The organism is Picosynechococcus sp. PCC 7003 (assembly GCF_001693255.1).
Lineage (GTDB): Bacteria > Cyanobacteriota > Cyanobacteriia > Cyanobacteriales > MRBY01 > MRBY01.
Map to the genome: position 1 here is coordinate 1,581,655 of NZ_CP016474.1, position 23,797 is coordinate 1,605,451.

21 protein-coding genes are annotated in these 23,797 nt (G+C 50.3%); 12 read left to right on the forward strand and 9 right to left on the reverse strand.

Going from position 1 to position 23,797, the window contains the following annotated elements; all coding sequences use genetic code 11:
* Nucleotides 1–28: 28 nt before the first annotated feature.
* Complete coding sequence (locus tag AWQ21_RS07500; RefSeq protein ID WP_065713999.1) at nucleotides 29–991, reverse strand: aldo/keto reductase; 963 nt, start codon at nucleotides 989–991, stop codon at nucleotides 29–31.
* A 114-nt stretch (nucleotides 992–1,105) separates the two neighbouring features.
* On the opposite strand from AWQ21_RS07500, the gene AWQ21_RS07505 reads away from it, so the two are divergent.
* The 4 genes from AWQ21_RS07505 (at nucleotide 1,106) to AWQ21_RS07520 (ending at nucleotide 4,539) form a co-directional block, all read left to right on the forward strand.
* Entirely contained in the window at nucleotides 1,106–3,628 is a 2,523-nt protein-coding gene (locus AWQ21_RS07505; protein ID WP_065714000.1) for a sigma 54-interacting transcriptional regulator, read from the forward strand.
* 214 nt (nucleotides 3,629–3,842) lie between these two features.
* Nucleotides 3,843–4,052, forward strand: a complete 210-nt coding sequence (locus AWQ21_RS07510) for a chlorophyll a/b-binding protein (protein ID WP_065714001.1) — start codon at nucleotides 3,843–3,845, stop codon at nucleotides 4,050–4,052.
* A gap of 49 nt (nucleotides 4,053–4,101) precedes the next feature.
* A complete protein-coding gene (locus tag AWQ21_RS15900) occupies nucleotides 4,102–4,299 on the forward strand; it encodes an electron transporter (protein WP_071932274.1) in 198 nt (65 codons plus the stop codon).
* Nucleotides 4,300–4,326: 27 nt separating this feature from the next.
* The gene (locus AWQ21_RS07520; RefSeq protein ID WP_065714003.1) at nucleotides 4,327–4,539 is read left to right on the forward strand and encodes a hypothetical protein; all 213 of its coding nucleotides are present in this window, start codon (nucleotides 4,327–4,329) and stop codon (nucleotides 4,537–4,539) included.
* A gap of 156 nt (nucleotides 4,540–4,695) precedes the next feature.
* On the opposite strand, the gene AWQ21_RS07525 is transcribed toward AWQ21_RS07520, so the two are convergent.
* Entirely contained in the window at nucleotides 4,696–4,995 is a 300-nt protein-coding gene (locus tag AWQ21_RS07525) for a hypothetical protein (protein WP_065714004.1), read from the reverse strand.
* A gap of 569 nt (nucleotides 4,996–5,564) precedes the next feature.
* On the opposite strand from AWQ21_RS07525, the gene AWQ21_RS07530 reads away from it, so the two are divergent.
* Together AWQ21_RS07530 and AWQ21_RS07535 are read left to right on the forward strand one after the other, a co-directional pair.
* Nucleotides 5,565–6,464, forward strand: coding sequence for a hypothetical protein (locus tag AWQ21_RS07530; RefSeq protein WP_157094717.1), 900 nt, complete (start codon nucleotides 5,565–5,567; stop codon nucleotides 6,462–6,464).
* A gap of 64 nt (nucleotides 6,465–6,528) precedes the next feature.
* Nucleotides 6,529–7,710 carry a DUF1176 domain-containing protein gene (locus AWQ21_RS07535; RefSeq protein WP_065714006.1) on the forward strand — a complete coding sequence of 394 codons (1,182 nt, stop codon included), beginning with the start codon at nucleotides 6,529–6,531 and terminating at the stop codon, nucleotides 7,708–7,710.
* Between the two features lie 8 nt (nucleotides 7,711–7,718).
* On the opposite strand, the gene AWQ21_RS07540 is transcribed toward AWQ21_RS07535, so the two are convergent.
* The 3 genes from AWQ21_RS07540 to AWQ21_RS07550 are packed head-to-tail and all read right to left on the reverse strand — an operon-like array spanning nucleotide 7,719 to nucleotide 12,065.
* Nucleotides 7,719–10,088 carry an ABC transporter permease gene (locus tag AWQ21_RS07540; RefSeq protein WP_065714007.1) on the reverse strand — a complete coding sequence of 790 codons (2,370 nt, stop codon included), beginning with the start codon at nucleotides 10,086–10,088 and terminating at the stop codon, nucleotides 7,719–7,721.
* Nucleotides 10,089–10,090: 2 nt separating this feature from the next.
* Nucleotides 10,091–10,807: an ABC transporter ATP-binding protein gene (locus AWQ21_RS07545; protein WP_065714008.1), complete on the reverse strand. Its 717-nt coding sequence runs from the start codon at nucleotides 10,805–10,807 to the stop codon at nucleotides 10,091–10,093.
* A 10-nt stretch (nucleotides 10,808–10,817) separates the two neighbouring features.
* On the reverse strand, nucleotides 10,818–12,065 hold the full coding sequence (locus AWQ21_RS07550) for an efflux RND transporter periplasmic adaptor subunit (protein ID WP_232314907.1): 1,248 nt from the start codon (nucleotides 12,063–12,065) through the stop codon (nucleotides 10,818–10,820).
* Nucleotides 12,066–12,759: 694 nt separating this feature from the next.
* Between AWQ21_RS07550 and AWQ21_RS07555 the strand changes: the two genes are divergently transcribed.
* Nucleotides 12,760–13,602, forward strand: a complete 843-nt coding sequence (locus AWQ21_RS07555; protein WP_065714010.1) for a hypothetical protein — start codon at nucleotides 12,760–12,762, stop codon at nucleotides 13,600–13,602.
* Between the two features lie 178 nt (nucleotides 13,603–13,780).
* Entirely contained in the window at nucleotides 13,781–15,253 is a 1,473-nt protein-coding gene (locus AWQ21_RS07560) for a PPC domain-containing protein (RefSeq protein ID WP_065714011.1), read from the forward strand.
* Between the two features lie 58 nt (nucleotides 15,254–15,311).
* Here AWQ21_RS07560 and AWQ21_RS07565 read toward each other — a convergent pair whose 3' ends face one another.
* Nucleotides 15,312–15,545 carry a hypothetical protein gene (locus tag AWQ21_RS07565; protein WP_065714012.1) on the reverse strand — a complete coding sequence of 78 codons (234 nt, stop codon included), beginning with the start codon at nucleotides 15,543–15,545 and terminating at the stop codon, nucleotides 15,312–15,314.
* Between the two features lie 219 nt (nucleotides 15,546–15,764).
* Between AWQ21_RS07565 and AWQ21_RS07570 the strand changes: the two genes are divergently transcribed.
* The 4 genes from AWQ21_RS07570 to AWQ21_RS07585 are packed head-to-tail and all read left to right on the forward strand — an operon-like array spanning nucleotide 15,765 to nucleotide 21,226.
* A complete protein-coding gene (locus AWQ21_RS07570; protein ID WP_232314909.1) occupies nucleotides 15,765–17,000 on the forward strand; it encodes an HlyD family secretion protein in 1,236 nt (411 codons plus the stop codon).
* Between the two features lie 6 nt (nucleotides 17,001–17,006).
* Nucleotides 17,007–18,974: an ATP-binding cassette domain-containing protein gene (locus AWQ21_RS07575; protein WP_232314911.1), complete on the forward strand. Its 1,968-nt coding sequence runs from the start codon at nucleotides 17,007–17,009 to the stop codon at nucleotides 18,972–18,974.
* 3 nt (nucleotides 18,975–18,977) lie between these two features.
* Nucleotides 18,978–20,084, forward strand: coding sequence for an ABC transporter permease (locus AWQ21_RS07580; RefSeq protein ID WP_065714014.1), 1,107 nt, complete (start codon nucleotides 18,978–18,980; stop codon nucleotides 20,082–20,084).
* An 11-nt stretch (nucleotides 20,085–20,095) separates the two neighbouring features.
* Nucleotides 20,096–21,226, forward strand: a complete 1,131-nt coding sequence (locus AWQ21_RS07585; protein WP_065715263.1) for an ABC transporter permease — start codon at nucleotides 20,096–20,098, stop codon at nucleotides 21,224–21,226.
* Here AWQ21_RS07585 and AWQ21_RS07590 read toward each other — a convergent pair.
* Genes AWQ21_RS07590 through AWQ21_RS07600 form a run of 3 tightly spaced genes read right to left on the reverse strand, consistent with a single transcriptional unit; the run spans nucleotide 21,192 to nucleotide 23,769 of the window.
* The gene (locus AWQ21_RS07590) at nucleotides 21,192–22,082 is read right to left on the reverse strand and encodes a tRNA (5-methylaminomethyl-2-thiouridine)(34)-methyltransferase MnmD (RefSeq protein WP_065714015.1); all 891 of its coding nucleotides are present in this window, start codon (nucleotides 22,080–22,082) and stop codon (nucleotides 21,192–21,194) included. The genes AWQ21_RS07585 and AWQ21_RS07590 overlap by 35 nt on opposite strands.
* Nucleotides 22,083–22,094: 12 nt before the next feature.
* Entirely contained in the window at nucleotides 22,095–23,189 is a 1,095-nt protein-coding gene (gene mltG, locus AWQ21_RS07595) for an endolytic transglycosylase MltG (protein ID WP_232314912.1), read from the reverse strand.
* The gene (locus AWQ21_RS07600) at nucleotides 23,173–23,769 is read right to left on the reverse strand and encodes a DUF3727 domain-containing protein (RefSeq protein ID WP_065714017.1); all 597 of its coding nucleotides are present in this window, start codon (nucleotides 23,767–23,769) and stop codon (nucleotides 23,173–23,175) included. Before AWQ21_RS07600 ends, mltG begins: the two co-directional genes overlap by 17 nt.
* Nucleotides 23,770–23,797: the final 28 nt, after the last annotated feature.

Sequence of the window (23,797 nt, forward strand, 5' to 3'; positions counted from 1 at the left end):
AGGATTTTTGAGTTTCTTGGCGTACACCTTACCAATTCCACAGGAGCGGATTTTCGTCTAAAGGATCAGTCACGGTTCGACCAATATGGTCAATGGCGTCGAGATCTTCAGCCGTTAACTCGACATCGATGGCCTGGGCATTGGCGATCGCCTGTTGGGCATTGCGCGCCCCGACAATGGCATTGGTTTGGGGCTGCCGAATCAGCCAGGCGATCGCCAGTTGGGCTAAGGTGCAATTTTTCGTCGTGGCGATCGGTTTCAGGAGTTCTAGGGCTGCTTGTACCCGCTGGTAATTTTCTGGGTCAGCGTACAGACGGTTGTGGGAGCGGTGATCTCCGGCTGCAAACTGGTGATCAGGGCCAAATTTCCCCGTGAGCAGCCCCTGAGCTAAGGAAGAGTAGGCGAGGATCGAAATCTGCTGGGCCGCACAAAACGGTTGAATTTCCCGTTCAATGGCTCGCCAGAACAGAGAGTAGGGCGGTTGAATACTATCGATTTGGCCGTGTTCCATGGCTTCCTGGAGCTGTGCGAGGGAAAAATTAGACACCCCAATGGCGCGAATTTTGCCCTGTTCTTTTAATTGATTCAGGGCGGTCATGGTTTCGCCAATGGGAACTAGGTCAGAATTCCAAGTGCCCGCTGGCCAGTGGATTTGATACAGATCGATATAGTCTGTTTGGAGTCTTTTGAGGGAATTTTCGCAGGCGGTGATCACCTGGTCATGGTGGAGATGATTTGCAAAAACTTTGGTCAGTAAAGTCACTTGATCCCGTTGGGGGGTGATCGCCTCGGCGACCCGACGTTCTGAATCCCCATCGCCATAAATTTCAGCGGTATCGATGGTCGCAATACCTGCATCTACGGCGGCACGGATCCCAGCAACAATTTCTTGGTCGTCAATATTTACCCAATTGCGCTTTCCCGCTTGCCATGTGCCGAGAATAATCGGGGTAATTTGGACGGAACTTTTGCCTAGTTGTCTTGTTTTCATAAGTTCGTTTTTTTTGGCGGGTCACTGGTTTCACTGTAGCTTGTTCCGTTGAGGAATTAATCTACACTCTCAGATTCGATAAGCTGGGGGGGCAAGGGTTGGAGGAAAACAAGTATGACCATCCAGGAACGTTTGATTTGGTTACAGGAGCGCACCAGCCTCGGTTGTTTATCGATGGAAACCCTGGGGGCGATCGCCGCAGCACTCCAAAGGCAAACCCTCCCTCCCCAACAGGCCCTCAGCGAGATCGGCCAAGCGCCCCAAGGTTTATACATTTTGATTTCCGGGGAAGTGGTCTGTCACAATGCCGAGGCTGCACCGGAGACCAACTCCTTAACCAGAGGCAGTACCGTTAACCTGCGCTCCTTACTGCTGAATGAAGCTGCCCAAGAGGCGATCGCCACCGTCACCGAAACAGAAGTGTGGTTTATGCCGCGCCAACAGTGGCAAGACATAATTCAAAACTATCCTGAAATTACCCAGGCCTTTTCCCAGGATCTCGCCCAGGAACTCGCAGAAGTCGCCCAAGCCCTCCAACAGGAACAGCAACAGCAGGAAATTTTGCGCCCCTACCTCGTCACCAAAGCAAAACGGGGCGTTGTGGGGAAAAGTCGCTATGCTAAACGCCTGCGGCAACAAATTCGTGAGGCGGGCACCCATGATCGATCCATTTATATTTTTGGAGAGCCGGGCTTAGAAAAAGATAATTTAGCCGCCTTGATTCACTATGGTTCACCCCGGCGGCGCCAGCCAATTATTAAGATCGATTGCAGCATTCTCCAAAAAAGTGGCGCTGAACTCTTTGGCCGCACCGATGGCAAAAAAGGTCTCCTGGAATGGCTAGGGAAAGGCACCCTAATCCTCAACAAGATTGAAGAACTACCCCCGGAATTGATCGATAAAGTCGCCACTTTAATCGAAACCCAGACCTATACCCCCATCAGTCGTCCCGGTGATCCAGAACCTGTCCCCCAACAAACTGCGGCAAAATTGGTGGCGATCGCCGAACGACAACTCCCTGCCGTGGCCCGCCATTTTTCCGAAACGATCAAGGTGCCACCGCTGCGGGTCCGCAAAGCAGATCTAGCGGCCCAGGTGGAATATTACACCAGCTTATTTTGCCGGGCGAAGGGCCTCGATAAACCGACCCTTACCCCCGAAGCTCTCCGTCGTCTCCAGTCCTACGACTTCCCGAACAATATCCGCGAGTTGCAAAACCTGGTGGAACGGGCCATTGTCCAATCGGATCAGGGGTCAATGCTCACCGAAGAAATTTTTTGGTCAGCCCAGGGGAAACAAAAACGATTTCGCCTCAATTTACTCAATGCCTACCCTACCTTCCGGCGTTTTCTCCGGAGCCCTTGGTGGCCCGACCGCATTAACTATGGTTTTACGGCGATCGCCTTTCCGTTAATTATTGCCGTTCTCTTTCTCGCCCCCCAAACCCGTGACCAAAACTTTGCCTTAAATTTCTTTTGGGCTTGGTGGTGGCCCCTGGTGCTCCTGGCGTTTCCCTTTGTCGGTCGTCTCTGGTGTGCCGTTTGTCCGTTTATGATCTACGGGGAAATCACCCAAAAAATTACCACCGAACTCCTGAAGCGAGACCTCAAACCCTGGCCCCGTCAGCAGGCCGAAAAATGGGGCGGTTGGTTTCTCTTTGGCCTTTTTGCCTTAATCTTTCTTTGGGAAGAACTGTGGGATTTACAAAATACCGCTTATCTCTCCGCTTGGTTACTGATTATCATTACCGCCGGGGCGATGATCTGTTCGGCGATCTTTGAACGGCGGTTTTGGTGTCGCTATCTTTGTCCCATCGGCGGCATGAATGGCCTCTTTGCAAAACTCTCGATGACAGAACTACGGGCGCAACAGGGCACTTGTTCGGCAGAATGTAGCACCTATCAATGTTACAAAGGTGGTCCCCAAAAGGGTGAAGGCTTAGAAACGGCGGGCTGCCCCCTATACTCCCACCCGGCCCAACTCGAAGACAACCGCGATTGTGTACTCTGTATGACTTGTCTCAAGGCTTGCCCCCATCGGTCGGTGGCGGTCAACTTGCGGCCCCCAGCCATTGAACTCTGGACAACCCACCAACCCCGCGCCTATGAAGTGGCTCTTTTACTGTTACTGCTGGGGGGCATTTTTCTTCATCGGCTGCCGGAAATTAATCAAGTCCTGGGTTTAAATGTAGACCTCAGTCAATTTTGGCCCCACCTGGGGTTGGCGATCGCCGCCTTGGGAATTCCCGCTGGCTTGGTACTCCTCACGGGGGCAGCGGTGCAATTTTTAAATTCACCCCCCAAAGCAAAACCCTTTTTACAACTGGCCTATGGCTATCTGCCCTTGGTTTTGGGAGGCAGCCTTGCCCATTATCTCCGTCTCGGTTTAGGGGAAGCCGGCCAAATTTTACCCGTCACCATGGCCACCTTCGGTCTCCAGGGCAGTACCTTACCGATTGTTGTCGCTCACCCTGCCGTCATTGCCTTTCTCCAAGGTTCTACCCTGATCTTCGGGACGCTCTGCACCTTTGTGCTCACGAAAAAGATTAGTAAACAAGCCTGGCGATCGCTGTTGCCCCAGTACCTGACAAGTCTCGGTCTCACCTGGGCTATGGCTCAGATTATTGTCGGTTTGTAACAGATTTTTGTTACAAAAACCCAGGGCTTAACATGATTTTTCCGCCCATTATTGCTCTACCCCGATCCCCTGTAAGGATTGGGGTTACTGCTGTTTGGGGCAAATGGCGGCGCAGAAAATTACACCCCAGAAAAATATTTTTCCGTCAATAGCTTGCAACATTTGTTTACAATCTGTTATATTTATTCATGTAAGCAAACACGAGGTTTCCTCAATGGCTACTGGTTATACTTCCAACGAATTCGGTCAACTCAACAGCTTTGCAATCGAGCCTGAAGTTTACGTTGATGCAGAGCACACCGCCGGCTGGACAAGCTACGCCGAGAAGTTAAATGGCCGCCTGGCAATGATTGGCTTTGTGGCGCTCATCGCAACGGAATTGATTGGTGGCGACACCCTCATCAATCTCCTGTTCCAACTCTAATTTTTAAAGTTTTTTCCCAGTTATTTGTCGTTTTACGAGGCTAGTTGCAATGTTTGGTTCCCTGGTTATCTTGGTTCGCAAAGTAATGGGTACAGCCCGCTTTAACAAAACCCGTGGCAAGGTCATCGGTCTTCATTGCAAGACGATCTCCAACTTCTGCAACGCCGTGGGCCTCGATGCAAAAACTCGACAAAGTCTGATTCGCCTCGCGAAATCCAATGGCCACCGCCTAGGTTTCATGGCCTAACCCCCGTTGCACTCTTAGGTACTCCATATGTCCCGTCAGCTCACCACCAAAAAACGAACCCCAACTTCTCAGAATGGGGGCATCATTGCAATTCTCTTCTTCTTAGCTGGTGCGCCCCACATCTACAGTTTTCTCAAACGCCGCTCTCAACAGGGGGCCAGCCTTGGGGCCTTAGCGATGAAAATCTTAGGGTTGCTTGGGACGGGTACCATCGGGGCGATCGCCGTGAATGCCCTCTAGGGTCATCTGTAATTTTCTCTAAGTTTGTCCAAGTTTTATTCTCCTCTACACGAGCAATCGTGATCATCAACTCTAAAACTCCAGTGGGATGGGGCTTTAGGGTTTTTTTATCGGGGAAATTAAAGGAGAAAAGGTGCTCCCAATGGGTATCGATCGTTATGCCTTGAATTGGGCGATCGCCTTTTGAACCGCACTTTGAAACTCATGCCAGGACTTCTGACAGCCTTCAGCCAGTTCTTGCCAAGCACTGTCTGTGCTATGTTTCAGATGATTGACCTGTTCTTGCAACTTAACTTTTTGGGATTCTAGGGTGGCAATGTTCGCCTCAAAAGCAGATCTCGCTTCCGCCTTGGCAAGATTAGCTTGGAGCTTCAACTCATCGATATTGCGAGAGGCTTCGTCAATTTGCTGATGTAACTGGGTGACTAGCTCATCTTTGTTGCTGGGTAAATTCATGGCTTTCCTCTGGTTCGACTTAGCTGCAATTGTTGACCAAGGCAGGATAAATAAAGTCCGCTCATCGGCTGAACTTCGTTCTGTCGTGGTCAGATAGCGCTGTGTAGATCACTACAGGCTGACTTAAGTATAGAAAAAATATTGAAGTTTTTGGTGGTCTTAATCCAAAGTTTCATGTCAGACTTATTTGTTTTAAACGGAACTCCAGGACGTTATCCAGGCCTAGATTTTTTCCGGAAGTGGTTTTCTAATTACAGAGCAAAAATCAATCAAAGATCGATAAATTTAGATTAACAACTTGTAATCAATCTTTTAATTGAGCAAGTAATTGGGCCAGGGAATGGCCTTAAGGAATCTTAATCTTTTCCGTTGGGTTTTTGCGGGCAATTGCTTGGCGTCCTTCAGAAGTTATGTCACAAAAAATGTAACCATCGTTGGGGTCAGAAAAATCCTGTTTAAGCTGGGGACATTAGTAAACGAAAAAAACTTTTTTGGCTTGGGACCGTCGGTGCATATAAATCGCCGAATTTTAAATCTGGTGAAGTCAGAAAGTTATCGTATAAGGTGTGATGATGAACAAAAAATTAGTTGGCAATTGTTTAATGATCGCTGGGGCGATCGCCCTTGGGGGCATTGGTATTTTGCGACAGTTACCGCCAGCCACCAGCCAAGGGGTTTGTCGGAATACGAATGATTTAAGCGCCGTTAGTGAAACCCGCATGGTTAAGTTCGAGCAATTTGGCATCGAATTGGAAATTCCCCGCAATTTTCGGACGATGCTCCGCAATGATGGCAGTATTTCGATTCTTAGGCCAGGGGATTTTAATTTGATTCGTTGCCTTGCCCAGGGAACCCCTGTGCTGGGGACAGACGCGATTTATCCCCAGACCCTCCGCCGGCAACCCAACCCCCAGAATTTAACCCTCCAAGAATTTGCCCAGAGGCGCACCGTGGGGCCGAATCCGAAGCTGAGTCGCGCGTCGATCAATGGCATTGATGTGGTTTTTGCCGAAATTCAAAGTCAGTTTGATGTGGCCTATGGTTGGTATGAAGCGCCGGATGTGCCGGGGATTGTTGAGGTGCAAAGCGTAAATAAGGCGTCTTTGATGAATTTATTTGATCAAGCAACGTTATTGTCCCAGGCAACCGAGCCACTCTTACTTGCAAACAATGGGGCTGCCCAAGATCCGCTCATGGTGGCCTTGGCCACGGCAAGAAGCCTTGGTTACACTCCAGAGAGTTTCCGGGTGAGCATCGAGCGACAAAACGATACGGTAGAAAATCCCCAGCGTTCAACGGTGACCATTACCCAAGAAGGTCTGTTGGATGATTCGGTGCGGGGACAACGGTTCACGATTAGCCTCAATAAAAATGTCAATGGCACCTGGACGGTCAGCGATCGCCAAGTAACCTGGCGCTGTCAACCGGGTCGGGGTTCCCAAACCTATTCACCGCAACTCTGTCTCTAGCGTTTTTGTTGGCTGAAATTTTTGACTGAACTTTCAAAGTGATTATCCAGGAGCCCTGCCGACCATGCAAAAATTTTACTATTACACTCTCCCTGCCACGGCCTTTGTTTTCAGTGCGATCGCCGCCTATCAGTTTTTCGGGAAGCGCACCACCGCCAGTATTCAGCCCCCCGCTCCCCAACCGGGCTTCGGTGCTGTTTTAGAACAGACTCCCACTGAACCTGAGGCGAGTCTTCCCACCCCGCAACCGGAGATCACGCCGCCGATCTCAGTGGCGATCGCCCGCCCGGTGACTGGATCGGAAAAAGCCAGTATTTTTCAGCGGGTCGTGGATCAGCAAGCCAGCCTCGGCCTCTGCCTGGACAACGATAATTTGGCCGCCAATCTCGATGATGCGGCGATTTATCAACAGGGCGAGGATCGATATCTGGTAAGTGTGCTGTGCTTTATGGCGGCCTACCAGGGAGCTTATGAATTTGTTTACGTTGACGGTGAAACCATTACCCATTCGCGTTTAGCCCTCGCTGGCTTTCCCTCCTTTGACCCAGAAACCAGCGTTCTCAGCAATGGCTATAAATTTAACGGGGCAGGGACTTGCCTAGAAGACTCTAAATATTATTGGGATGGCTATAGTCTGCGGCTTGTCTCTGCCAGTTTGATCGATGGTGTCCCCAATGGCTGTGCGGATCTCGGCGTGCGATCGCCCAGTGCAGACTATCTAATTACCAGCGAAGGGGTTGGGCCAGCTCGTCTGGGAATGACTTTTAGGGAACTCAAAGCCCAACTGCCCGCTGCGGCCACCTTTGAGGTTGTGCCTTTGGGGGTCGATCTGCCCACCGGCTGGCAAGTGAATCTCTACGGTGCGGCGCAGTTTGTGGTGGCCTTTGATGGGGACAGCGGTGAAAATCTCCCCGGCGATCAAGAAAAAATTAGCTGGATTATGGTGGACAATCCCAGCTACCGTACCGCTGCCGGGGTTGGCCCTGGTACTCTTCTGGCTGAGGCGATCGCCGCATATGGCCCCGCGACCCTCAGCTACAGCACAGAAAACGAAAGTCGAGAATTGATTCAATTTGCCGATTCCCCCTTCAATGACGATCAAAAATCCCGGCTCTTCTTTCGCTCTAATCAATGGACCCTAAGCGATTACGCTGGTATTTACCCCGATCGCCAAGTCAGTTATCAAACAACCACCCAATACGCAGACCATGCCGCCATCGGCTCCATTTGGCTGACCCAAGATTGATCAAAAGATTACTCTTGAATTTTTAAGACGGTCACTAAATTTAGGGCCTGAAGCTGGGAATAAATAAGCAAGTTTGAGATGAGAGACGTGAAAATGACGATCAAAGCCGTCAGCCCATAAATCCCCGTGTTTAGGGTTAACGGTAGGCGATAAAGCTCCGTATTGTAAGCTTGCACCAGTAGCCAGAGCAGCAGCACCCCGAACCCCAAACCCAAGGGAATGGCGATGAGCGTCAGTAGGGTTTGTTCACCCAGGAGAATAAACGCTATTTCAGTTTGGGTAAATCCCATCACCCTTAGGGTCGCGAGCTCGCGGCTTCTCTCGGACAGGGCAATGCGCGCTGAATTGTAAACCACACTGAAGGTAATAATGCAGGCAAAGAGGACAATAATGCCGGTCATAATCTGGAGGCTTTCGCCACTAATGGCCTGGAAACTTTCTAGCAAGGCTTCCCGAAAGGCAATGCCTTCAATGGCTGGTAGTTGTTTGAGTGCTTGGTAAAGGGGGGCTTTCACTTGGGAGTCAATGAGGGCATAGACCCCGGAAATCACTCGACCTTCACCCAGCATCTGATTCAGCGCCTCTAAATTCATATAAGCAGATAGGCCAATTGGCTCATCCACTAAGCCCATCACCCAGGTTTCCGTCTGTTGGCGTTTCCCTTCAAGGACTTCGACCCAGAGGCGATCGCCGGGTTGAATATGTAGGATTTCCCCCAGCTTTGTGCCCAAGACGAGACCCCCCGGCGGTAAAGACACGGGTTGCAGGTGACGGTTAACGAGCTGTCGCAATTCCCCTTGGGGTTCTAGGCCAGTAATTGCCAGGCGATATTGATAATGGCCATGGCGTAATCGCACCGGCACCGAGCGGAAGACCTCTGTTTTGAGAATGCCTGGTAGATGGCGCAGGTGATAACGGCTGCGATAGGGCAGCAGTTGGTTAAACGTTAATGTGATGTCTTCGCGCTGGACGGTCTGGAATTGGATATCCATCAAAGTCGTCATCGACCCTTGGAGGCCAAACCCCGTCAGTAAAACAGCCACGGCCACAGCAATGCCCAAAACCGATAAACTGGCCCGGAGGGGACGACGTTCGAGATTACGCAGAATAATGCGTCCGGCTGGGGAAAAAAACCGTTGTAAGCCCAATCTTTCGACCACGGTGGCGCGAAATGTCACGGGTTGCTGCGGCCGCATTCCCTCGGCTGGGGGCAAGAGAATCGCTTCCCGTACCGCCATTAATCCACCAATACAGGCCGCACCGCCACTAATGAGCAAGGCGGTGATGATGAGTAGGACACTGGCCTCGTAACGCAGGAAGGGAAAATGAAAAAAGTCTGCGTACAGTTGGGTTAAGCTTTGTCCTAACCAAAGTCCCAGGGATACTCCCAAAACAGCACCACCACTAAAAACCAGCAACATGAATTTGAGGTAATGCCAACCCACTTGAACATTAGTATAGCCAAAGGCTTTGAGCACGGCGATTTGGCCCCTCTGGATGGCAATCAGACGGGAGATCAAAATATGGAGCAAAAAAGCGGCGATCGCCAAAAAGATTGTCGGGAGAATCGTGGCAGAGACCTCTAAACTCTTAATTTCATCGCTCACGATGCGGTGGGAAAATTGATCATGGCGACCATAGGCTCCTAAGCCGCCATACCGTTCGAGCAGATGATCTAACTGGGTAATCACGGCCCGTTCATTCGCCCCAGGAGTCAATGTGAGCACGATGCTATTAAAGGCCCCGTCGAGACCAAAGGCCTGACTTAAAGCGGTTTCGTTGGCCCAGAGAATGCCAAAGCGTTTATCGTCTGGATAAATATTGCCTCCAGAGACTGCATAGATATATTCAGGGCTGAGGGCAATGCCCGTGACCCGGAGGTCTTGCCAGCGACCATTGAGAATTGCCCCTAGGCGATCACCCACTTGGATCTGATTGGCTGTCGCAAAGGCTTCACTGATGAGTACTTCCTCTGGGTGCTGGGGATCGGGAACGGTGCCTGGACTGCGCAAAAACAAACCATTGAGCATTCCCTCGCGCCTAGGGGGTAAGGAAATCAACCGGGCTGTAGCCGGTTCTAAAAGTCCTGTTACATTCAGGGTGACATCGGCGACAATCCGGGTTTGCACTTCCTTGACATTGCTGATAGCGGTGATTTGCGGTTGTAGGCTTTGGGGCGCGCGCTTCAGTTCGGCAAACACTTCTCCAAACCGGTAGCGTTCATAGTAGGCCGTCTGGGTGAGTACTAGGGAATGGTAAGCACTCATCATCATGACGAAACAAGCAATGCCACAGGCCACCACGAGGGCGATCGCCAAGAGTTGACCCCACTGGGCCTGTAGATCTCGCCATAACTTCCGATCCAGCGGTGCAATCATCCTTACCACTCCAAAAGCAACGGCGATTTTTTGATCGCGTTCGTCTCAATCGCGACAATTTCCCCACTGCGCATCCGCAACACCCGGTCAGCCATGGCGGCAATCCCCGCATTATGGGTAATTACGGCGACGGTAGTGCCCAGGTCGCGATTAATCTGCTCAAGCACTTGCAGCACTCGTTTCCCGGTTTGAAAATCTAAGGCTCCCGTGGGTTCATCGCAGAGCAAGACCTCCGGTTGTTTGGCGATCGCCCGGGCAATGGCCACCCGTTGTTGTTCGCCCCCCGATAGCTGCGCCGGAAAATGATCTAGGCGATTTCCTAAACCCACTAAGGTCAGAGCCTCCGTGGGGGCCATGGCATGGGCAACCAGATCCGTTACCAAGGCAACATTTTCTGCGGCGGTCAGACTTGGAATCAAATTATAAAATTGGAAGACAAAGCCCACATGGTTTCGGCGATAGCGGGTAAGTTGCGCTTCATTGGCGGTGGTGAGATTTTTGCCCCGAAAAAAGATTTCGCCCGCACTCGGAACATCTAAGCCCCCCAAAATATTGAGCAGGGTTGATTTGCCGCTCCCCGAAGCCCCCAACAGCACGACAAATTCCCCCTCGTATAGTTCTAGATCAACGTTTTTGAGGGCTTGTACGGCCACATCGCCAATGTGATAAGTCTTGGAAAGGTGTTGGATCCAAAAAAGAACAAGGGGTGAGTCGGTCATATATGGCTCTCTAGTTTGTCGGCGCTGCATGGTCTACCTGGGGCTGTACCCGACGCCCCGATTGAACTTCCCCGGAGGGATAAAGGATCACTTGATCATTGGCGGCTAAACCATTTGTAACTTGGGCATTTTGTTCCGTCTTATAACCAATCTCCACCGCTACCGCCTGGGCCTGTCCCTCTTCTACCAGAAACACACACCATTGCCCATCGCAACGAAATAAGGCGCTAAGCGGCACCTGCAAAACGTCTTCCGCTTGCCAAACCACGATCTGGGTTTCGACCCGATATTGATCGCCCAGGTTGGCGGGAATGTCATCGAGGCTAATCACCACATTCACGCGCTGTTCTTCGACGCCGAGGGCAGAAATTTTCGTGAAAGCCGCTGGTTCAATGCGTTTTACCCGGCCAGTTAATAGGCGATCGCCACCCCATTGCGCAATTTCAACGGGATTTCCGGGTTGAATCTGGGTCGCTTCACTGGAGAGCACATCCACCATCACTGCCAAATTTTGCAAATTGCCAAGCTCCAGCAGGGGTTGCCCGGCCTCCAAGTATTGGTGATTCTTTTGATAGAGACGCAGCACTTGACCACTGATGGGTGCTTTAATTGCGGTGCGTTGAACTTGGTCGGTGCGGCTGGCGAGCTCTGCCTCTAAACTGCGAATCTGAGCATCATAAACTTCGAGTAAATAATCGGGATCCTGTTGGGCCGCCTGCAGTTCCTCCCGGGCGGCGATCGCCTCTTGCAGATTAGCCTTAGTCTGATTGATTCTTTGTTTTTCCACCTCTAAATTTTGGGCGATCGCCTGGGTATTCAGTTCTAGCGTTTCCAACGCCTGCTTCGAGATGGCCCCATTGCGATAGAGAAATTCCGCCCGTTGCTGTTCCTGTTGGGCCTGGATTAAACGAATTCTCAACTCCGTGGCGATCGCCTGATCTGCCGCAATTTCCGCTTCAACCGCCTTAATATTAGCTGCCGCCTGGGTCAAACTTTCCGTTTTGGGTCGGAGAGTAGCAACGCCTGTTTTTTCAGCTTGGAGGGCATTAATTTGGGCCAAGATTGCCGACGCCTCATTATCAAAGACGAGGGGATCGATCTGGGCAATCACTTGATCCTGGCTCACCGGATCACCAACCTCAAGACTCAGGCGGGGTACATAACCCGTAACAGGGGTAGAAACCAGGTAGCGATCTTCAAGGTAGGTTTGTCCCTCTTCAATAATCATCACTTTCAAAGGCCCTGGTTGGATGGTCACCACTTCTACCGGAATCGGTTTTGGGCGAAATAGGACAACACAAATTCCAGCGACCGCGATGATTCCCAAACCAGATAGCCACGGTTTGAACCGAATGTCTGAAAATTTTGAGGATTTCGACGATAAGGAAGGGTTTGTGGCCACAACTAAATAGAACCTATCGAGTCAGGTTGTACGTCTGGGAGCCTACTTCCATCGTAGCCATTGCCGCTTGAATCAGACCGCTATAGTAATGTTTCGCTAACTCATGCCGAGATTGAGAACTTACTGCGATCAAAATTCCCCACAATGATTTGGCGATCGCCCGCTCCTGAGCCTGCTATATTCGCAAAACCGAAGGTCGGCAATAATCGCTATCCCCTGTTGCTTAAGGGGATAAAACTCTATCGAATTCAATTTAAAATTATCAATATAAGTTAATATTTATTGACCAAGAGATTAAGCTCTAAGATAAAAGCCTAAGCAATATTTATGGCCCTAAAACTCCTTGGGTACAATGAAAATAAGGGGAGAGCCAGGGAAAAGAAATCATTAAATTGTTAAACTAAAAAATAAATTTAGTGAGTGATTAAACTCGTTAAATCTCAACAAAAGAGCCCTTCTCCAAGCCCCAGGTAATTTATCCCAATCATCACCCGATTAGTTACCCGGAAGCAAATCGATTTACCCCAGTCTCAACGGAGGGGGAAAGCAAATGAAAATTCAACAGGTCGTTCATGTTGGCGGACAGGCTTTTTTGCTTGGTATTTTATTGGTGATGCAGGGGACAACGCCCATGGCGGCGAATCCGAACCCCTTCGATGAAAACCAAAGGATCTGTTTGCCGGGGACATCATGTGGACAATTTGAACCCTCATCCCAAGGAAATCCCGTAAAATCCCTCAGCTCTTGTCGCACTTACAATCTAAATTTTGAAGGGCCTTTGGAAGCAACGGCTTACCAATCAGTTTTGGATAACGGGGCCCGTAACCCTGGAGATTTTTATGTCGTTTTCTCAAGGATTACCCCAGAAATACGACCAAACTGGACAGAATACAACGGAACCTGGGAAGCAATAGGGCCTTTTACCCTAAAATCTGGCAGAAATCATTTATTTGAGTTTAATGGAACTCTCCCACAGCAGATCAAAATGCACGAAGGCTCTCTGCCCTACTACGTTGAAGGGACAGCGAGTTGGGTACAGGCCCAAAACACGGGTTGGATGAGCGGGTCCAATACGAGCTTTGCCTACTGTCTAGTCCCAGCTTCTCGATATCACGGCACAACCCAAACCTCCACATCATCTCAGCCAATCACCGAGGCGATCGCCATTCGACAGGTAATGACGATCCCAGACATTACCCAATGGCAAGACTTACTGGCGGCGACGGCGCCCCAAAATAGTGCTCATATTGAGGTCGTCGAGCAGACCGACGCCTATTACCTCTTTCATGTCTATGAAGTTGTCAATAATCCTGGCGAACCCAGCCGTACCGTAACCTACAACTGGTACGAAGTGGATCGACAAACGGGCGAGATCTCCCCTATGTTCCCCTAGTTTCGCATTAGAACAAAGAATCTACATACATTGCTCAGCAAAGAGTTTAGCTAAACCGATGCGGTACTTTTCAGAATTCAACACAAATACTTGATCTTAACTTGCCGTCTGTCGGGAAAAACAACTAGGCCTTGCTGCTTCCGTTTTATTGTTTTCGTTCTTAAGGTAGGAAGTGAAGATGAATATTCAACAGGTTGCTAATTTTAGTGGTCGGACAGTTTTTTTAGGGGCCCTACTGCTGTTCCAAGGGGCAACCCTCACCGCAGCCAACCCATTCGATAATCTCGAAAATCGCTGTTTTGAGGAAGTTTGTGACCAATACAACTGTCGTCTTGTGGAAGTTCCCTGTAGCCAATCTAGTTCTCAAAATACGTCCCAAGAGGATGGCGGCGATGTGGCTCTTTCCTGTGGTAACTATGGTTTACCGTTTCAGGGGCCTTTAGAATGGACGCCCTACCAAGAAGCTCTCAATGATGGCGCCCAAAATCCTGGGCCTGTGTATGTCATTTTTTCGATGATCACCTCAGAAATGCGGCCTAACTGGACCCAAAATAATGGAATATGGGAAGTCGCTGGCCCCTTCGATCTGAGATCAGGCAAGGGTTATCTCTTGGAATTTGGCCCCCAAACGCGCCAAGTGCGAATGATCGAAGGCCCGCTGCCCTACTATGTCGAAGGAACCGCCAGTTGGGTACAGGTGCGAAACACCGACACGTTCCGCAACAGCTACGCTTATTGCATCGTGTCAGCCAATAAATATAACAGCGCCACCGAGTCATCTGCACCGAGCCAGACCCAGACCCAAACGGGAGTCAATTCGAGGCAATGGCGAGGCACCTTAACAAGAAATAGTAAGGTTTTTGATGATGGGACATTTTACAATGCGCATCTATTTACAGCTCAAGCTGGAGATACGATTCAAATCACCTTAGAAACCCAAGCTTTTGATGGATTGTTGATTTTGGTTGATCCCCAGGGAGAAGCCATCGCACAAATTGATGATAATTGGAAAGGAGAAAAAGAAACATTAGCCATTAAGCTACCTGATACCGGGGAATATACCATCGTTGTTAATAGCTATGAAGCCGGCGAAACAGGGGACTATCTCCTCAGTCTCAGTCAAAATAATTCCGTTGTCCAAGCGCCAACAGCAACCCCAGAAGTTGCCCTTCAAGAAGTGACGCTTTTTGATAACAATAATATTTATGGTGTTCGTAATAATCCAAGTAGTGCCACACAGTTTTCTTTACCGAATGCGGCGCGGTTGACTTATTTCATGAACTACCACTGGAACGATGCCCAGGGTCAAACTCCAGGAACGATGTGGCTGACTCATCAGGATGGTACAACCTATGGCCCCTGGCAAGCGACAACCCAACCGGGTCAAGGGGGAGTGCCGAATGCCTATTGGATTGTGCGTCCGAATGTCATCTTAAAAGCAGGCAACTATACCATTGGCGATAGTCACCCGAGCAGTTGGGCGAATAATCAGCAATCGGGATTTAAGGGAATGTCGCTGCTCAAAGGGGTTGCGATCACCAGTTCTTCCGGGAATGCTGGGAACGGCACGATCGATTGCAGTCAATTGGAAGGACTAGACCGTGTTTTATGCGAACATGACCCACGCAATGACAAAAAAAGCAGCCTGTAGCCGCTTAACAAAACAGATAACCTAAGACAGGATGTTTTGCCTTGAAGATGTCACGGTTTTAGAAGCCGTTGAAAATAGTAATTTCAGCGATCGAAGCAAAAATAACCCCGAATAAGAAGTAGTTCCAAAGCCAGCCTGTAACACGCTTTTTACCAAGTTGACCCTCTGAAGTCCCGCCTGTAAAAAACAAAGACCAAGCCTGGGTCGCAGAGATTGTTGCATTGACGAAGCTGTCTTGGAAGACTACGGGAATATCAGTGGTTGTGGGAGTGTAGCTAAAACCTTGAGTCATGTTATTTGCCTATTGTGTGAGTGCCGCTTTGATCTTAACAAGATATTAATTTTTATGTAGGAATACTTGACTGAATGTCATGCATTAGAAACAAAAGTTTCTGGTATCTGTTTGTCGAAATACTACGAACTCAGCCATCCCTCCCAGCATCGCTTCCATAATGAAAGGTAGTTGGTGCAACCGCTAACGCCTGTTGGGAATGGGATAACTGCCGCCACAATGACTCAAAAAAATAGCATGCCAAAAATCCTCAAGATTGTGCTGCCGATTGTATTGGTGGGAGGATTGGGCGTTGGTCTGGTGAATTATTTTCTGCGTCCAGAACCCACCCAAGGCCTTGAACTCAGCGGCAGAATCGAAGGCTATGAAACGGATGTTGGTGCGAAGGTTGGTGGAAAAATCGAGGCGATCGCCGTACGGGAGGGAGACAGGGTTACAAAGGGTCAAGTCCTTGTCACCCTTGACAGTGCAGAATTACGGGCTTCCTTAGATGGGGCACAGGCTCGGATTAACGCCGCCCAACAGCAGGTAAACCAAGCCCAACTGCAAATCACCGTCATCGAAAATCAGATCACCGAAGCCCAGCTAACCCAACAGCAGGCCCAGGGTGACACCGCCGGACGGGTCAATGCGGCCCAAGCGAATGTTGCCGCCGCCAAAGCCCAACTCGCCCAAGCCCAAGCGCAGGTGAAACAACTGGAAGCCGAACTCGCCCTTGCCAAAGCCGATGGCGATCGCTTTCAAAGCCTATACGATTCCGGTGTGGTTTCCAAGCAGCGATTGGAACAAGCGCAAACCCAATATTTATCGACGAAGGAAAACCTTGATGCCCGCCGTGCCGTGGTTGCCGCCGCCGCTGAACAGGTGAAAACCGCCGAAGGCAATCTCACCCAAACCCAAGCCAGCCAATTTAATCCAGATATTCGCGCCGTCCAAGTGCAACGGCTCCAAACCCAACTCGCCCAAGCCCAATCCCAACTCAGTGCCGCCCAAGCCCAAGTGCAAAATGCCCAAGCCAATTACAACGAAATTGCGGCAAAACTCAAGGATTTAGAATTGGTCAGTCCCATCGATGGGGTGGTCTTAACCCGCACCGCCGAACCGGGGGAAGTGGTGGCAACGGGAAAAACGTTGTTAACCCTAGTGAATTTGGGGGAGGTGTATCTGCGGGGTTTTATTCCCGAAAAAGAGGTGGGGGCGATTCACATTGGGCAGGAGGCGGCGGTATTTTTGGACTCTGCACCGGAGGAGCCTTTAAATGCCACTGTGACGGCGATCGATACGGAGGCTTCCTTTACGCCGGAAAATATTTATTTTCGGGATGATCGGGTGACGCAAGTGTTTGGGTTGAAGTTGCAAGTTGAAAATGAAGCGGGTTTGGCGAAACCGGGGATGCCTGCGGATGCGACGATTTTGACGCAGGAAGCGGCGGCAACGAAAAAAGCACGACGCTAAAGGGGCATGATGGCAGCAACGGCAATCAACCATAAAAATACTTTTGAGAATGGCTTACGCCACGGGGCAACCACAATTCAGGTGGCGGGACTGCGGAAAGATTACGGCGCGGTACAGGCGGTGCGGGGGCTGGATTTTTCGGTGAAGGCGGGGGAGATTTTTGGGTTGATTGGCCCCGATGGGGCGGGCAAAACTTCGACGTTTCAGATTTTGGCGGGGGTGATGGGGGCAACGGCTGGCTCAGTAACAATGCTTGGTAAAACGCCGCAGGAATCCCGTTTGGAGGTGGGTTATCTGACGCAACAGTTTTCGTTGTATCTGGATTTGAGTATTTTGGAAAATTTGCGCTATGTGGCGGGTTTGCGCAATGTGCCAGAGCAGATATTTGGCGATCGCCACCGTCATTTACTGCAGTTAATGAATCTGGATCAATTTCCCGATCGTTTGGCGCGGCAGTTGTCGGGGGGGATGAAACAGAAACTAGCATTATGTTGTGCGTTGATTGCCCAGCCGAAAATTTTATTGCTCGATGAACCGACGACGGGGGTCGATCCGGTGTCACGGCGGGAATTTTGGGATTTGCTGGCGGGAATTGCGGCGCAGGGGGTAACCATTGTCACGGCAACGCCCTATCTGGATGAGGCGGAACGCTGTCATCGCATCGCCCTGATTTATGACGGGGAAATTCAGCAGCTGGGTACGTTGGGGGAGTTGCAGCAGGATTTAGGCTTACATCGCTTGGAATTGCGAGCGAATGCTCTGGCGGCAGCGGAGGAATTGTTACGCAATCAGCCCCCCAAAACGGTGCTCGATGTGCAATCCTTTGGCGATCGCCTCGATATTTTGACCGCCGATATTAACCAAGCCCAGCAGGACATTACGCAAACCCTAGCCGCTGCAAACATTCAGGTACAAAGCTTAGAGACAAATGAACCAACCCTCGAAAATGTCTTTGTGAACCATCTGCGCCAGCAAGGGGCGGATCCGGTGTACAAAGCGTTTCCCTATTACCGCAAACGGGGAGATTTAAAGCCAAAAGCCCCAAAAATCGCCATTTCTGCCCAACGACTGCAAAAAACCTTTGGGGAATTTCAGGCAGTGAAAAATGTCACCTTCGATGTCCACTACGGCGAAATTTATGGACTCCTTGGCGCAAACGGTGCGGGCAAAACCACCACGATTAAAATGATCTGTGGCCTACTCCCGGCGACGGCGGGGGTGATGGCACTGGCGGGGGAAACGGAAAATCTCCATCGTTCGGAAGTGCGATCGCGCCTTGGGTACATGAGTCAAAAATTCACTCTCTACGACGATTTAACGATTCAGCAAAATCTAGAGTTTTACTGTGGAGTGTATGGCATTCCGCGCAAATTACGGCGGGAAAAAATCGCCTGGGTGTTGGAAACGTGTGGGTTGCTCGGTCGGGAAAAAATTACCACGGGCAGTTTACCGGGGGGTTGGAAACAGCGGGTCGCCTTTGGTGCCTCGGTGATGCACGAACCGGACATTTTATTTCTCGATGAACCGACTTCGGGGGTCGATCCGGTGGCGCGGCGGCAGTTTTGGCGACTAATTCGGGATTTTGCGCGGCAGGGGACGGCGATCCTCGTTACGACCCACTATTTAGAGGAGGCGGAAAACTGTAATCGGATGGCATTTATGGTGGCGGGGGAAATTGTGGCCCAGGGTTCCCCCACGGAAATTAAGGCGGCGCAACCGGGGGAATTGATCGAGTTTTGTACGAATCGGCTTCAACGGGCCTCGGATTTGCTCAAGGAAAATTTGGATCATTGGCGGGTGTCGATTTTTGGCGATCGCCTCCACCTGGTTTTAGATCATCCAGCCCAAGAATTAGCGTTTATTCAGCAAACTTTACAGCGGGAGGGGATTGAAATTTACAGTCAACGCACCATTCCCTTTACCCTCGAAGATTCTTTTATCGGTACAGTCCAACGGGCGGAGGATGTACGCTAAACCATGAGCCTCAAACGTGTGTTGTCCCAAGCGAAAAAGGAACTGGCGCAATTTAGCCGCGATCGCCTGACCGTTGCCTTGGCGTTGGTGCTGCCCTTGGGAATGTTGTTAATTTATGGCTACGCGATTCGGTTGGAAACGAAAAATATTCCCCTCGCAGTGCAGGATTTCGACAATTCGCCCCTCAGTCGCAGCTATGTGGAACGACTTTTTGCCACCAATCAATTTATTCCGACCCCATTGGTCGACAGTTTGCCCTTATCTTCTCTGGATCGAGGCACAGCCAAAGCGACCATCGTCATTCCCCCAACCTTTGCTGAAGATGTCGCAGCGGGGAATGCCAAGGTACAAGCCCTGATCGATGGCACGGATGTGAATAATGCGCGGGTGATCCAAAACAGTGTGCGGGCGGTGACTAACTTTTTTATCCAAAGCCTACCCAATGCCCAACGTCCCGAGGGAATTCAGGCTAGGGTGCGGATTTGGTTTAATCCCGGTCGTGAGGAAGCCCTGTATATTGTGCCGGGGATTTTTGGGGTGGTGTTTTGGGTATTCCCCTCGATGCTGGCGGCGATCGCCGTGGTGCGGGAAAAGGAACAGGGAACCGCAATTCAGGTCTACGCTTCCGACCTCAGTGCTACGGAATGGCTGTTGGGTAAGGGGTTAGCCTACTGGCTGGTGGCGATCGCCGAAACCCTCGTGGTGATGACCATCTCCTTTGTCTTGTTCCATATCCGACTCCAAACCAGTCCCCTCCCATTAATTATTGGCACAGCTATTTACCTCGCAGCGGCGGTGTCCTTCGGGTTATTTATCGGCGCACGGGGCGGAAACCAAAATGCCGCAGTCCAAGGCACGGCGATCGCCGGATTTTTGACCTCATTTTTGCTCTCTGGCTTTATTTACCGCTTAGAAAATATTCCCTTTCCCCTCTCTTTAATTGCCAACATTATTCCCGCCCGCTATTACATTTTGCTCACGAGAGATGCCTTTGTGCGGGGCAGTGGTTGGAGCAGTATTTGGTATGTACCCATTGTTGTCGGCGTGATTGGTTTACTTCTCTTTAAAGCCGCTACAAAAATCATGGAAAAAATGCAGTTGTCGGAGTGAAAAATGAAGTTATGAAAATTAATTTTCTATATCGCTTTTTTGATAGTCGATTTTGGGCATTGACCCTCAAAGAAATCCGACAAATTTTGAAGAATCGCCAATCTATTTTTCTCCTGATTTTTCCGCCGACGATTCAATTATTAGTTTTTGGTTTAGCCCTCAGTCCCAATGTCGATCACCTCAGTTTAGGGTTAATTGATTACGCCAACTCTGTCCAAAGTCGTGAATTTGTTTCTGCCTTGACGGAAAATGACATCTTTCAAATTGAGTCAATCCCTAAAAATGAAGCCCAGTTACAGGAGCAGGTACGCAATGGAAAATTAACCGCCGGATTAATTATTCCGCCCAACCTTGATCGAGATTTAAACCAAGGCAATTCGACGGAAGTACAAGTTTTTATTGATGGAGTCGATGCTAATACCGCTGGCATTACAAACGGTTATATCAATCAAATTGTGAATCAATATACCCGCCAACAAAATCCTATTTTTAAAACGCCTCCCGTCGAAACCCAAAGCCGTTTTCTTTATAATCCGGGTTTAATTAGTAGCTGGTTTTTTGTGCCGGGGGTGATCGGTTTAGTGCTGACTTTAACGGGATCTCTCATTTCTTCGGTCACGGTCATTCGGGAAAAAGATGTGGGGACATTAGAGCAATTACTCATGACTCCAGCATCGGGCTGGGAAATTTTATTGGCGAAAATCGTGCCGTTGTTTATCCTTTTGATGGGTGATGTTTTGATTGCTTGCGGTATGGGAAAGTTTATTTTCAATTTACCGTTTCGGGGCAATTTTTTAATTTTCTATTCCCTTTCTGGACTGTATGTGTTTGTGAGTATTGGTTTAGGGATTTTACTCGCCACCCTATCCCGTACCCAGCAGCAAGTGGTGCTTACTTCGTTCTTTTTTAATGCACCGATTATCCAACTTTCTGGGGCGATCGCCCCGATTGAGAGTATGCCGAAATTTTTCCAGATTCTCTCGTGGTTTGACCCGCTGCGCCATTATGTGGCGATCGCCCGCAGTTTAATTCTCAAAGGTGTGGCGATTGACTCCCTGTGGCCGAATATTTTGGCATTGCTAGGGTTTGCGATCATTCTGTTGTCGGTTAGTGTGCATCGCTTCCGGGCGCAGTTGAATTGAGGGCTAACCAGCGTTTTTTCCAGTGACTCGTGGATTCCCGCTGGCTGGATTGTTGTTCGTCCCGCCGCCGTTGCAAAATCGTGGCCGCATCGTCCTGGAGGGTCGGATCTCGGTAGGCGATCGCCGCATTGGTCAGAAGATGCTCCTGCTCCTGTTGGGAAAGGGGGATGAGATTATCGGGGATAAACCGCGCGAGGGTTCCGGGAGATTTGCGACCCACACCGGGAGTTTTTCCGAGCTGCAAACCTGCTGCCTGGAGGGCCACCCGAACCGCCGCCGCACAGGAATAGGTCGCCAGATAACCGCTTGGGGTAAGGCATTGGGCCACTAAACCCAAAAATTCCACTGTCCAGAGTTGGGGACATTTAGGAGGCGAAAAGGGATCAAGAAAAATGGCATCGGCCTGGAAATTTACATCGATCACCCGTTGGATAGTCTGCCGTGCATCTCCTGTGAGTAATTGAGCTTTTAATCGGCTTGTTTCAACTTGAAGCGTTTCGCCCAGTTCCCGGAGTAGGGAAACCACTGTTTCGGGATAGGCAGCCAGAACATTTTGCTGAATGCTATCAAGGGCGATCGCCTGGTCTCTTTCGAGGGCAAATAATGTCACGCGACAGTGAGGATTGATCCGCCAAATTTCCGTGAGAGCCGCGGCGGTATTGTGACCCAAGCCATAGCAAATATCCAAAAGTCGGAGTTGGGGTCGTTGGGCAAGTTCAGTGATCCGGCAGGGTCTGAGAAATTTTTCCTCGGCCTCCCGTTTCGCCCCCACCTGGGAGTGGAAATGCTCCTGAAATTCCTCAGAAAAAAAGGTGTAGGAACCGTCGGCGGTTAACTGGGGCACCAAGCTCGTCATGGTCAGGCGTAACTATTCTGTCTCACCGTCGATGGCGGCGCGGATGCGTTGGGTAGCGGCTTCATGCTCGGCGAGGGTTTCACTGAAAACATGGGTGCCATCGTAATTGGCCACAAAAAATAAAAAGTCCGTCGCTTCAGGCTTGGATGTGGCGCGAAAACTGGCTAACCCCGGTGAGGCGATCGCCCCTGGTGGTAGACCTTCATTGAGATAGGTGTTGTAGGGGTTGGGGGTGCGCACCTGCTCGAGGGTAAGGGGTTGTTCCTTCGTTTGGCGAATGCCCAGGCCATATTCCACCGTCGGGTCTGTTTCTAGGCGCATCCCCTGTTCCAGGCGATTGACAAATACTCCAGCAATTAAAGGCCGCTCCTCAGGGATTACCGCCTCTTTTTCTACAATGCTCGCCAGGGTTACCCATTCCGCGAGGGACAAATCCAAAGGCACTGTTTCCGCATCGTAGAGGGGCAAAACCACCGCTTCAAATTGGCCCAACATCTGCTCAATGATCGCTGGGGGGCTAGGCTGGGCGTTATCGAGAAAATAGGTGTCGGGAAATAAAAAGCCTTCCAAAGACGTTAAATCTTCTGGCAACCAGGGAAATTGCTCACGAGGAATGGTCTGGGTCGCCGCAATAAATTCCGTGGCGGGGAAAAAACCCAATGCCTCAAAACGGTTGGCCATCTGTTGGATCGTCCAACCTTCGGGGATGGTCACGCTAGTCTGTACCACATCCCCCGACCAAATTTGCTGGGCGATCGCCGGGAGATCTTGGTTCGGTGGAAATTGGTAGGTGCCTGCTTTTAGACTGCCGCCCCGATCCGTGAGCCTGAGCCATTTCACCCAGATCTGCCAGGCCTTAGGAGATTGGATTAAACCCAAAGTCGCTAAATCTTCGCCAATTTGTGCGGCGCCTGTACCAACCGGAATGTCGAGTTGCACCGTCTGGTCAGCATTTTCACCAGGGGCGATCGCCCACCGCCACCAGGCCCAACTCTGCCAAAAGGCGATCGCCACTGTCAGGGTCAGAATCCCAGAAAACCAAGGAAAACCCTGTTTCCGACGTGATAAGGGTTGCGTTTTTGGGGACGCATTAGTCGGCATCGGCATCTTGGAGCAGGAGCGTATCAACTAAACTTTGGATCATCGGATCCCCTGGTTCGAGGATCTCCATTTCTTCATCCTCGGTCACCTTCACAAAAATGGGAATCGGCTCTAGGGGCGTGTAGATGCTATACAGTTGATCGAGGTGGTAGAACCGCGCCAGTTCCTGTAATTCTTCAGCTTCTAGATCCTCGTCTTCGAAATTATCATCTTCAATTTCTAGGGAAAGAATTTTATCTTCCTCTAGGGGGGGCAATTCGCCACGGACGGTCATCACATGGGCCGTATCCTGCAAGATCAAATCATGTTCTGCCAAAACGGCCTTCGCATCGGGGAAAATTTCTGCGAGCTCCTCTGGATCTTCAACCAGTTCCGTTTCCGGTAAATCGCTCTCCTCGGCTTCATCTTCGTCCCAAGCGAGGATTACCACCGGCTGGTCTACCGGCATCAGGAAATAGTACTCAGTGCCATCCTGGGTAATTTCATTCTCAACATAACAATCTAGCGATCGCCCCATGGCATCGGTGAGGGTAACGATGTCCTGAGCATCAAGCTCCCGTCCGGAATCAAAAGAAGGCGAAGACATAGACAGTGGCTGGCAAAAAAGGAACAGA

Coding starts and splice junctions, on each gene's coding strand:
- AWQ21_RS07555 (WP_065714010.1), top strand. CDS start 12,760: ATGAAAATTCAACAGGTCGTTCATGTTGGCGGACAGGCTTTTTTGCTT.
- AWQ21_RS15900 (WP_071932274.1), top strand. CDS start 4,102: ATGTTTGGTTCCCTGGTTATCTTGGTTCGCAAAGTAATGGGTACAGCC.
- AWQ21_RS07525 (WP_065714004.1), bottom strand. CDS start 4,995: ATGAATTTACCCAGCAACAAAGATGAGCTAGTCACCCAGTTACATCAG.
- AWQ21_RS07570 (WP_232314909.1), top strand. CDS start 15,765: ATGACTCAAAAAAATAGCATGCCAAAAATCCTCAAGATTGTGCTGCCG.
- mltG (WP_232314912.1), bottom strand. CDS start 23,189: ATGCCGATGCCGACTAATGCGTCCCCAAAAACGCAACCCTTATCACGT.
- AWQ21_RS07565 (WP_065714012.1), bottom strand. CDS start 15,545: ATGACTCAAGGTTTTAGCTACACTCCCACAACCACTGATATTCCCGTA.
- AWQ21_RS07505 (WP_065714000.1), top strand. CDS start 1,106: ATGACCATCCAGGAACGTTTGATTTGGTTACAGGAGCGCACCAGCCTC.
- AWQ21_RS07530 (WP_157094717.1), top strand. CDS start 5,565: ATGATGAACAAAAAATTAGTTGGCAATTGTTTAATGATCGCTGGGGCG.
- AWQ21_RS07600 (WP_065714017.1), bottom strand. CDS start 23,769: ATGTCTTCGCCTTCTTTTGATTCCGGACGGGAGCTTGATGCTCAGGAC.
- AWQ21_RS07560 (WP_065714011.1), top strand. CDS start 13,781: ATGAATATTCAACAGGTTGCTAATTTTAGTGGTCGGACAGTTTTTTTA.
- AWQ21_RS07510 (WP_065714001.1), top strand. CDS start 3,843: ATGGCTACTGGTTATACTTCCAACGAATTCGGTCAACTCAACAGCTTT.
- AWQ21_RS07585 (WP_065715263.1), top strand. CDS start 20,096: ATGAAAATTAATTTTCTATATCGCTTTTTTGATAGTCGATTTTGGGCA.
- AWQ21_RS07590 (WP_065714015.1), bottom strand. CDS start 22,082: ATGACGAGCTTGGTGCCCCAGTTAACCGCCGACGGTTCCTACACCTTT.
- AWQ21_RS07500 (WP_065713999.1), bottom strand. CDS start 991: ATGAAAACAAGACAACTAGGCAAAAGTTCCGTCCAAATTACCCCGATT.
- AWQ21_RS07520 (WP_065714003.1), top strand. CDS start 4,327: ATGTCCCGTCAGCTCACCACCAAAAAACGAACCCCAACTTCTCAGAAT.
- AWQ21_RS07580 (WP_065714014.1), top strand. CDS start 18,978: ATGAGCCTCAAACGTGTGTTGTCCCAAGCGAAAAAGGAACTGGCGCAA.
- AWQ21_RS07535 (WP_065714006.1), top strand. CDS start 6,529: ATGCAAAAATTTTACTATTACACTCTCCCTGCCACGGCCTTTGTTTTC.
- AWQ21_RS07545 (WP_065714008.1), bottom strand. CDS start 10,807: ATGACCGACTCACCCCTTGTTCTTTTTTGGATCCAACACCTTTCCAAG.
- AWQ21_RS07540 (WP_065714007.1), bottom strand. CDS start 10,088: ATGATTGCACCGCTGGATCGGAAGTTATGGCGAGATCTACAGGCCCAG.
- AWQ21_RS07575 (WP_232314911.1), top strand. CDS start 17,007: ATGATGGCAGCAACGGCAATCAACCATAAAAATACTTTTGAGAATGGC.